Origin of the sequence: Azospirillum oleiclasticum, assembly GCF_013423485.1 — a bacterium.
Taxonomy (GTDB): domain Bacteria; phylum Pseudomonadota; class Alphaproteobacteria; order Azospirillales; family Azospirillaceae; genus Azospirillum; species Azospirillum oleiclasticum.
In genome coordinates, this window is record NZ_JABFFR010000081.1 from 1 (window position 1) to 9,049 (window position 9,049).

Here is a 9,049-nt window from a genome sequence, read left to right on the forward strand (position 1 = left end):
ACCCATCACAGGCCACCCCCCTGAGCAGTTACGCCGGATCAATGATTGTACGGAAGGTTATCCGACAATGCCGCGTATGGTTCACGCATCGCCACGCCCCGTCCCCCGTGTCGGAAGCGCGCAGAACGGAGCGCGGCGGCGCTCACAGTCCCGCAGTCAGTTCTGGAACCAGATGACGGCTTTGTCCTCAGCGCAGGGCGGGGAGATCGCGAAACTCCCCGATGCCGTGCTCAACCGCGTCATCCAGGCCGTGTGCTTCCCTGCGTGAATGCGCAACGTCCAGCTCAGCGCCGCCGCAGGTCCTGCAGGTCGATGTCGTCGACCCGGAAGCCGGCGGCGCGCAGCGCGCGCATGACGATCACCTTCTGCGCCGTGCCCTCGCGCGCGGCGGCCAGCCGCAGCTCCTCGATCAGGTAGTCGGGGAACATGGCCTGCCACGGCTTGGTGGGGGCCGGGCGCGGGATGGCGGGCGCCGCCGCCGCGACGGGCGGGGCGACCGGTGCGGCCATGGTGACAGGGGCGGCGACCGGGGCGGGTGCCGTAGCCGGCATCGCGGCGGGCACCGCCACCGGCATTGGGGCCGGCACCGCCACCGGGGCGGGCGGGGCCGGGGCCATCGCCGCGTCGCCGGGGTCGGTGGGCAGGAAGCCCTTGCGCAGGCCGTATTCGCGGATGCGGGCGAGGTCGTCGTCGGTGCTGAGCCCGCCCAGCGGCGGGCGGCGGTCGTTGCGACTTGTGGGGCGGGTCATGGGGACGGCTCACGGGGCAAGAATGGCATTGATTTTATATCATGAAATATGATCATGAAATCAAACTATGAGGCGAGGTCCTGAAGCACGCCGCCGCGGGCGACCAGCGGGTTGACCGGGGCGGCGGCGACGAAGCCGATGAACTCCTCGGTCAGGGCGCGGACGTTCTGGTCGGCGTTGGATCCGGGGTCGGCCTCGCCGGGGCCGCGCCCGGTGTAGGTCATCTCCTTCAGCAGCGAGCGTTCGATCAGCTCGGTCTTCAGCGCCGGCACCCCATGCTCGGCCAGCAGGTCGCGGGCGTGGCGGTCGACGCGCGACTGGATGGCGGCCTGGGTGCGCACCACCACCACGCCGCAGGCCGGCGTGTGGCGCAGCACGCCGACGCTGTCGCCGACCACCTTGAAGGTGCGCACGGTCTCCTTCACGTCCATGTAGGACTGCTGGGTCGGGATGATCACCACGTCGCTGACCGAGAAGGCGTAGAGCATGGTGAGGTTGCCGAAGCCGGCGAGGTCGATCAGGGTGTGGTCGTAGCCGGGCGCGTGCTGCTGCACGGTCTGGCGCACGTTCGCCTCGGTGATCTCGTCGATGGCGGCGATGCCGGAATCGTCGCGCCGCCGCACCCACTCGGTCAGGTGGCGGTTGGGGTCGCAGTCCAGCAGCAGCACGGTGCGGCCGCGCCGGCGCAGGTCGGTCGCCAGCGCCATGACGAGGCTGGTCTTGCCGACACCGCCCTTGGTGGAGGCGAAGCTGGCGACGGCGGTCATGGGGACACTCCACGGCAAGGATCGGGAAGGGGCGGGCGCCCGGCGGCCCGGGGAACGGCGCCCGCGCACGCTTTCGCTCACGCTAGGAAAACAGATCATGACCTGCAACCATGAAAGCATGGTTTCATGATGTGTGCATGAAATCATGAAAGGCTGTGGGCGCCGGGCCACAGCCTGGCGCATAAATCATGAAAGGATATGCGGAGATTTCCCGATCATGGGCCCCGCGCAGGGCATCACCGGCCCGCAGAACCCGCCGACACCTTCGAATCCCGGCCATGCCTTGGCTTGTTGTCCTATGGTAAGGGCATGAAGCCATGAAATCATGATTTCGATCCGCGGTGGAGGCCTGCCCTGCGCGCCTCGGCCCAGCCCGGCGCAATGGCATGGTCTTGTGCCATGATGCCCTGGCTTCATGATGTGATCGATGGAGCGTAAATCACATCATGATTTCATGTTCTGAAATCTGCGGCGCAGCGCGCCATCAAGCCATGACATGGCGCGCGACCGCCGGCCGGTCACCCGCCATACCGGTTCCGCCTCGGGCCCGGGGCCGGAGTGGGTGAGGGCGTCCGATCCGATCCACGCCAGCCCGATGGCATCCGCCGGCCTCCCCTTCCCGCCCCCTGCCCCCCAAGCCTGCCCGCAACGCGGATGGCACCAAATCATGGCTCTGTTTCATGGCATGAACTGTGCGCGTGAACATTGGGCAACGCTCCGCGATGTGCGATGCCATATCCTGACGGCATGACCAGAGATCATGGCATGATCCCATGATAAAGCGGCGGCTGCGACCCCCTTGGCACCGCGCCGTCTTTTGCCGTTGCGCCGCCTGCAACCGGCGGGGCATATGAAGGCGGGCTCCGCCCGCCGCGGCTTTCCGTCCGTGGGCCGGGCCGGACGAACACCCGAGACGCGCCCCGCATGGTCCTGCTCATCGACGACCCCGACCCCGCCGTGACCGACACGGCGCCCGTCCAGATCTCGGTCCTCATCCCCGTCTTCAACGAGGTGGAGAACGTCGCCCCGCTGGCCGCGGCCCTGCTGCCGGCGCTGGAGCGGCTGGAGCGGTCCTTCGAGGTCGTCTTCATCAACGACGGCTCCACCGACGGCACCGAGCGGGTGCTGAAGGATGTCGCCCGCACAGACCGCCGGGTGCGGGTCATCAATTTCCGCCGCAACGTCGGGCAGACGGCGGCGATGATGGCCGGCATCGACCACGCGCGCGGCGCCGTCATCGTGCCCATGGACGGCGACCTGCAGAACGACCCCGACGACATCGGCCCGCTGGTGCGCAAGCTGGACGAGGGGTACGACGTGGTGTCCGGCTGGCGCCGCGACCGCCAGGACGCCTTCGCCCGCCGCACCTTGCCCAGCCGCATCGCCAACAAGCTGATCTCCGCCATCTCCGGCGTGCACCTCAACGACTACGGCTGCACGCTGAAGGCCTACCGGCGGGAGATGCTCCAGGGCTTCCGCCTCTATGGGGAGATGCACCGCTTCGTGCCGATCTACGCCCACTGGCAGGGGGCGAAGCTGACCGAGATGCCGGTGCGCCACCATCCCCGCCGCTTCGGCCGCTCGAAGTACGGGCTGGAGCGCATCGTGAAGGTGCTGCTCGACCTGATCCTGGTGAAGTTCCTGACGCGGTACGAGACCAAGCCCATCTATGTGTTCGGGCTGGTCGGGCTGGCCTTCATGGGGCTGGCGGGGGTGTCGGGGCTGTACGCGGTGTACCTGAAGCTGGTGCACGGCGTGTCCTTCATCCTGACGCCGCTGCCACTCCTGGTGACGCTGGGCTTCATCACCGGCGTCATGTGCGTCCTGATGGGGCTGCTGGCCGAGCTGCTCGTGCGCATCTACTTCGAATCGCAGGGCAAGAGCCACTACACCATCAAGTCCATGCTGAACTTCGACGGCGACGAGTAGCCGGGGGCGCTTCTCCGCCGATGCCGAGGGGATCGGCCCGGCTTGCGCCAGGCCGTCGGGCTCAGCAGCCCCCCGGCTCGGGGCGGCCGCTGGTGCTGGTGGTGAAGCTGTCGGTGCCGCGGGTCAGCTGCACGGTGCCGCGGTACACCCCCTCCGGCCAGTCGGCGCCGCGGCGGGGCGCTTGGGCCTGGACGAAGAGCTGGGCGTAGTCGCGGTCGACGCGGCCGGTGTTCTCCGCGACCGTGCGGCCGTCGGGGCCGGTCACCCGCAGGCTGACCCGGTCGCCGGCCTTCACCCCGATGATCTCCGACCAGAAGTGCAGGGCGGGCGCGCAGGCGCCGAAGCGGTTGGGGGACGTGCGCGCCTCGCGCGCGGTGCGGGCGTCGATCGGGCCGCCGGCGAAGCCGGACGCCCGCAGCACCACCGGACGATAGGGCAGGGCGGCCAGCACGTCGGTCCGCCACAGCGGCGTGTCGCCGGCGGCGCAGGACCCGGGCGCCCGCCCCTCGCCGGTGAAGGGGTCGACCGGCTTGTCGTTGTGGCGGACCTGGAAATGCAGGTGCGGCAGTTCGGTCAGGCCGGACAGCCCGACCTGGGCGATCGGCTCCCCGGCCCGCACGGCCTGGCCCGGCTGCACCCGCAGGCTGCCCTCGCGCAGGTGGCAGTAGACGGTGGTCCAGCCCTCGCCATGGCCCAGCACCACGGCGTTGCCGCAGCCCTTGGCGCTCAGCTCCGCCCGGCTCTCCGGCCCGTAGACGCCGGTGTCCGGCACGCCCTCGCGGGTGCGCAGCACGGTGCCGGCCGCCGCCGCCCGCACCGCCACCCCCTTGCGCATCGCGGCCATGTCGCGGATGGCGATGGAGGTGCCGGGATAGTCGTTCTCGCCCCCGGTCATGGTGCCGCAGGCGTAGTCGCGGATGCCCGGCCCCGGCTCGTGGTCCATGTACTTCACCACCGCGCAGCCCTCGCCCGGCGTGCAGTCGACCGGCAGCCCCAGCGACGGTGCGTCCGCCCACGCCGCACCGCCGGTGGCGAGGATGGCGGCGGCGGCCAGCAGGGCGACGCGGCTCACGGCCGCCCCCCGGTGCCATGCGCGCGCACGGCCTCCTCCAGCGCGGCGCGCACGCGCGCCACCACCAGCCCCCACTCGCCGCGCCGCTCCTGCCGGAACAGCCGCATGGTCGGGTACCAGACGGTGGTCTCGCCGCGGTCGAGCCAGCGCCAGTCGCAGGCCGTGGGCAGCACGGTCCAGGTCGGGCGGCCCAGAGCGCCCGCCAGATGGGTGGGGCCGGTGCAGGAGCTGATGACGAGGTCGAGGTGCCGCATGGCGGCGGCGGTGTCGGCGAAGTTGCCGATCTCCGGGCCGAGGTCGGTGAAGCCCGGCGGCAGCGGTTCGGTCAGCGTCTCCAGGTCGCGCCGTCCGTTGCCCTTCTGCAGGGCGTACACCTCCACCCCCGGCACGGTCAGCAGCGGCCAAAAGGCTGCCAGCCCCGGCGAGCGGTTGCGGTCGTCCTTGAACTCCGGGTTGCCCGCCCACACCAGCCCGACCCGGAAGGCCCGCGGCGGCCCCAGCCGCTCGCCCCAGCGGGCGGCCAGCTCCGGCTCCGCGAACAGGTAGGGGACCTCGGCCGGCACGGTCTCCAGCGTGGTGCCCAGCAGGTGCGGCAGGCTCAGCAGCGAGACGTACGCGTCGACCGGCGGCGGCTGGGTGAAGCGCCCGATCACCGCGTCCACCCCCGGCATGGAGGACAGCAGCCGCGTGAGTTGGGTGTTGCACTCCACCACCACCCTGGCACCGCGCGCCTTCAGCAGGGGGGCGTAGCGGATGAACTGGATGGCGTCGCCCACCCCCTGCTCGTCGTGCACCAGGATGGTGCGTCCGGCGCAGTCGCCGCCGTCCCAGGCGGGGATGGAGAAATGGCGTTTGGGCGACGGGAAGTCGGCCATGCGCGTGCGCCACTCGTACTCCCGGAAGCCGTCCGCCAGCTCGCCCTTCAGCAGCAGCAGGAAGCCCAGCCCGGTGCGCGCCTCCCCCTGCTCCGGGTTGCGGGCGGCGCCGATCCGCGCCGCCTCCAGCGCCTCATCGACCCGGCCCAGCGCGCGCAGCGCCAGGCTCAGGTTGACGTAGGCGTCGCCGGAGTCCGGCTTGGCCGCGATCGCCTGACGGAAGCAGTCGGCCGCCTCCTCGTAGCGGTCCTCCTCCTGCAGCGCGGTGCCCAGGTTGTTGAGCGCGCCGGGGTCGGCGGGGGCGATCTCCAGCGCGGTGCGGTAGGCGGCGATGGCGTCCGTCACCCGCCCCAGCTTCTTCAGCGCCACACCCATATTGATATAGGCGTCGGCGCGGCGCGGGCTGCCGGCGAGCAGGGCCCTCAGCTCCTCCACCGCGTCCGCCGGGCGGTCGGCCAGGATCAGGCAGCGGGCGCGCTGCAGCCGCTGGTCGGTGAGCTGCGGCCGCAACGCCAGCAGCGCCTTCAGCGCCTCCGCCGCCTCGGCGTGCCGGTTCAGGTCGGCCAGCGCGTTGGCGAGGTTGTGGAAGCCGTCGGCCAGGGTGGGATCGAGATCCACCGCCCGCCGCCCGGCCTCCGCCGCCTCCTCCAGCCGGCCCAGCCGGCGCAGCGCGGCGCAGAGGTTGGCCTGGAAGCCGGCGGCGCGCGGGTTGCCGCGGATGGCCTGGCCGATCAGTTCCACCGCGATGGCGGGCTTGCCGACCTGCAACGCGATCACCCCCATCAGATGCAGGGCGTCGGGCTGGCCGGGCACGGCCCCCAGCACCGCGCGGTAGGCGGCCTCCGCCTCGGCCAGCCGGCCCGCGGCGTGGTGCGCCCGACCGGCGGCCAGCGTGGCGGCGACCGTTGCGGGGGACTGGGTCATGGTCGTGCTCTCCGGTGGTCCGTATGCGTCATCGCCGTACGCGTGTGCACCCGGATGGGTGTGCGTGTGTTCAGGGCTTGCGGACCCAGAACTGGTAGAGGCCGCCGAAGGCGAAGGGGTGCTCCGCCTCGAAACGGTCCCACAGGTCCAGCCGCGTCATCGCCGGATCCTCCGGGAAGCGCCGCCGGTAGAGCCCCGCGGTCGACGGCTCGTCGAACTGGAAGCCGACGAACTCCAGCCCCAGCTCCGCGATCCAGCCGGCGATCTGCGGCAGCGTCATGCGGTGCTCGTGCACGTGGAACACCAGGTCGCGGCAGGCGCTGACGCTGAAGAAATCCACCGACTGCACCAGCCGCCGCAGCGCGTGCCCCTCGGGCAGTGCCAGAACCTCCTGCCGGAAGCGCCGTATGCCGGCCGGGGTGGCGGGGATGCCGCGCTCGGCGATGAAGCCGTGCGCCTCCACGATGGTGCGCCGCGCGGTCTCGCTGTAGAGCCCGATCTTCATCAGCCCGCCCGGCCGCACCAGCCCGGCCAGCACCCGCCAGTTGCCCAGGGGATCGGCGGTGTGGTGCAGCACGCCGACGCTCTGCACGATGTCGAAACGGCGGTCCAGCCCGCCCAGCCGCGACAGGTCGGCCTGCGCGTACGCGATCCCCTCCAGCCCCAGCCGCCGCGTCTGCCGCTGCGCGTACGCCAGGCTGGCGAGGCTGAGGTCGACCGCGACCACGCGGGCGCCGCGGAACTGGTTGGCGGTCCACACCGACTCGCGGCCTGTGCCGCAGCCGGCGATCAGGATCGCCGGCGCGTCCCAGCCGGCCGGCTCCAGCTCCAGATGGGGAAAGAGCGCGCGCAAGGCGCGGGGGGCCGGCATCGGCTCGTCGAGCAGCCCGGCGTGCCGCCAGCGCGGGTGCGGACTCTCCTCGTACTGGGCGCGTACGGCGAGCGAGACGCGGTCCTCGATGGCGGTCAGCCGCGGCATGGCGGCGGCCAGCGCCGCCTCCTCCCGCGGCTCGGCGATCTGGCGGGCGACCAGCCGGGCCATCGCCGGCCCCCAGTCCGCCGCCGCGGCACGCACGGCCGTATGCTCCGCCCCGGCCCAGCGGTGCAGCGGGCGGTAGCACGCATACACCGCGATCCGCAGCGCCTCCGCCCGGCCATCGCCGCCACCGACATCCGTACGCGCCAGCGCTCCGCCCAGCCGGTCGGCGGCCTCCGTCTCGGCGTCGGCCTCGTCGAAGGCGTATTCGTTGAGGAAGCACTGCTGCGCCAGCGCGCAGGCGAGATTGGTCCAGCGCCCGGCCAGGGCGGCGGCCGCGTCCGCATCCCCCGCCGCGTCCAGAAGCGCCCGGCGCAGCCGGGTCAGCGCCCGCTCCAGCGCCGGCTCGGTCACCACCGCCGCCTCCAGCAGGGTGGCCAGCAGCGGGTCGAGCGCCAGCGGGTCGAGCGTGCCGGCGCGCAGGTCCGCCGCCACCGCATCGGCATTCCCGTCGCCGGCGGCCAGCCGTGCCATCGCCGGGCCGCCGGCCAGCACCAGCGCCGCGGCGCGCACCAGATGCGGCTTCTCGGTCCCCGGATCCTCCAGCGCCGCCGCCAGGTCGGTGCGCAGGGACTCCTCGGCCAGCGCCGGCGGAAGGTCGCGCAACGCCTGCCCCAGCAGCGCCAGCACCCGACCGCGCCCCGGCGCCTCCGCGGGGGTCAGCCGCAGCGCCTGCCGCAGCCAGGGCAGGGCCCGCGCCCGCGCGCCCGCGCGCAGCAGCAGGGCCCCGGCCTGCGCCCAGGGACCCGGTCCGGCGGGGCTGCGGCGCAGCCGCTCGCGCAGCGCCGCCTCCGCCTCGTCCAGCCGGTCGAGCCGGACGAAGACCTGGGCCAGCGCGTCCAGCGCCTCGGGCGAGTCCGGGTTGGCCTGCACGGTCAGGGCGGCGATCCGTCCGGCCTCCGCGTCGGCCCCGGCGTCGAGCAGGGCCGCCGTCAGGTTGCCGGCGATGCGCACGTCCCCCGGCCGCGCCGCGTGCGCACGGCGCAGATGCTCCGCCGCCGCGACCGGCCGGCCGGCGGCGTGGTGCATCAGCCCCATGTTGTTGTCGACCTCCGCCAGCCCGGGTGCCAGCGCCAGCGCCCGGCCGTAGGCGGCGAGCGCCGCGCTGTCCCGACCCTGCGCCTGCAAAGCGGCGCCGAGGTTGGCGAGCAGCCCCGGCTCGGCCGGCCGCAGCGCCAGCCCGTCGCGCGCCGCCGCCGCGGCCTCGGCCGGGCGGCCCAGCCGGCGCAGCGTGTCGGCCAGGTTGAGTCGGGCGTCGAGATGGCCGGGGTCGCCCGCCAGCGCGCGGGCGAAGGAGGCGGCCGCCTCCTCCAGCCGGCCGCCGCGCACGCGCAGCGTGCCCAGCAGATGGTGCGGGGCGGGCAGCAGCGGCTTGCGGTCGGCGGCGATCGCCGCGGCCTCGGCCGCCTCGGCCTCGCGGCCGGTGCGGGCGAGCAGGGCGGCGCGGTTGGCCTGCGCCTCGGCCAGTCCGGGATTGGCCGCGACGGCGCGGCGGAACAGGCGGTCGGCCAATTCGGCCCGGCCGCGCAGCAACTCCACCAGCCCCAGCGTCGCCACCGCCTCCGCCGCGCCGGGGGCGAGCGCCAGCGCCGTGCCGGCGGCCGTCAGCGCTGTGTCCGGGCGCTGCCGGCGCAACGCCGCCAGGGCCAGCGCGCGCCGTGCGTCGGGGTTGCCGGCATCGAGCGCCAGGGCGCGGC

The 9,049-nt window shown here is 73.2% G+C and carries 6 protein-coding genes; 1 reads left to right on the forward strand and 5 read right to left on the reverse strand.

The window, feature by feature from the left end; genetic code table 11:
• Positions 1-284: 284 nt before the first annotated feature.
• Together HL658_RS36165 and HL658_RS36170 are read right to left on the reverse strand one after the other, a co-directional pair.
• Complete coding sequence (locus tag HL658_RS36165) at positions 285-749, reverse strand: hypothetical protein (RefSeq protein WP_180286937.1); 465 nt, start codon at positions 747-749, stop codon at positions 285-287.
• 65 nt (positions 750-814) lie between these two features.
• Positions 815-1,516: a ParA family protein gene (locus tag HL658_RS36170; RefSeq protein ID WP_180286938.1), complete on the reverse strand. Its 702-nt coding sequence runs from the start codon at positions 1,514-1,516 to the stop codon at positions 815-817.
• 924 nt (positions 1,517-2,440) lie between these two features.
• Between HL658_RS36170 and HL658_RS36175 the strand changes: the two genes are divergently transcribed.
• Positions 2,441-3,445 (forward strand): glycosyltransferase family 2 protein, encoded by a 1,005-nt coding sequence (locus HL658_RS36175; protein ID WP_180286939.1) that lies wholly within the window; start codon positions 2,441-2,443, stop codon positions 3,443-3,445.
• A gap of 61 nt (positions 3,446-3,506) precedes the next feature.
• Here HL658_RS36175 and HL658_RS36180 read toward each other — a convergent pair whose 3' ends face one another.
• From HL658_RS36180 to HL658_RS36190, 3 genes are all read right to left on the reverse strand, one after another.
• Positions 3,507-4,517: a peptidoglycan DD-metalloendopeptidase family protein gene (locus HL658_RS36180; protein ID WP_180286940.1), complete on the reverse strand. Its 1,011-nt coding sequence runs from the start codon at positions 4,515-4,517 to the stop codon at positions 3,507-3,509.
• Positions 4,514-6,316: a tetratricopeptide repeat protein gene (locus HL658_RS36185; protein WP_180286941.1), complete on the reverse strand. Its 1,803-nt coding sequence runs from the start codon at positions 6,314-6,316 to the stop codon at positions 4,514-4,516. The genes HL658_RS36180 and HL658_RS36185 overlap by 4 nt, the downstream gene beginning before the upstream one ends.
• Positions 6,317-6,386: 70 nt before the next feature.
• On the reverse strand, positions 6,387-9,049 hold a 2,663-nt coding region (locus HL658_RS36190), incomplete at its 5' end, for a class I SAM-dependent methyltransferase (RefSeq protein ID WP_180287741.1).

What these genes read in the sequence shown, in the direction of transcription:
- HL658_RS36165 (WP_180286937.1), bottom strand. Translation starts at nt 749, where the DNA reads ATGACCCGCCCCACAAGTCGCAACGACCGCCGCCCGCCGCTGGGCGGG.
- HL658_RS36170 (WP_180286938.1), bottom strand. Translation starts at nt 1,516, where the DNA reads ATGACCGCCGTCGCCAGCTTCGCCTCCACCAAGGGCGGTGTCGGCAAG.
- HL658_RS36175 (WP_180286939.1), top strand. Translation starts at nt 2,441, where the DNA reads ATGGTCCTGCTCATCGACGACCCCGACCCCGCCGTGACCGACACGGCG.
- HL658_RS36185 (WP_180286941.1), bottom strand. Translation starts at nt 6,316, where the DNA reads ATGACCCAGTCCCCCGCAACGGTCGCCGCCACGCTGGCCGCCGGTCGG.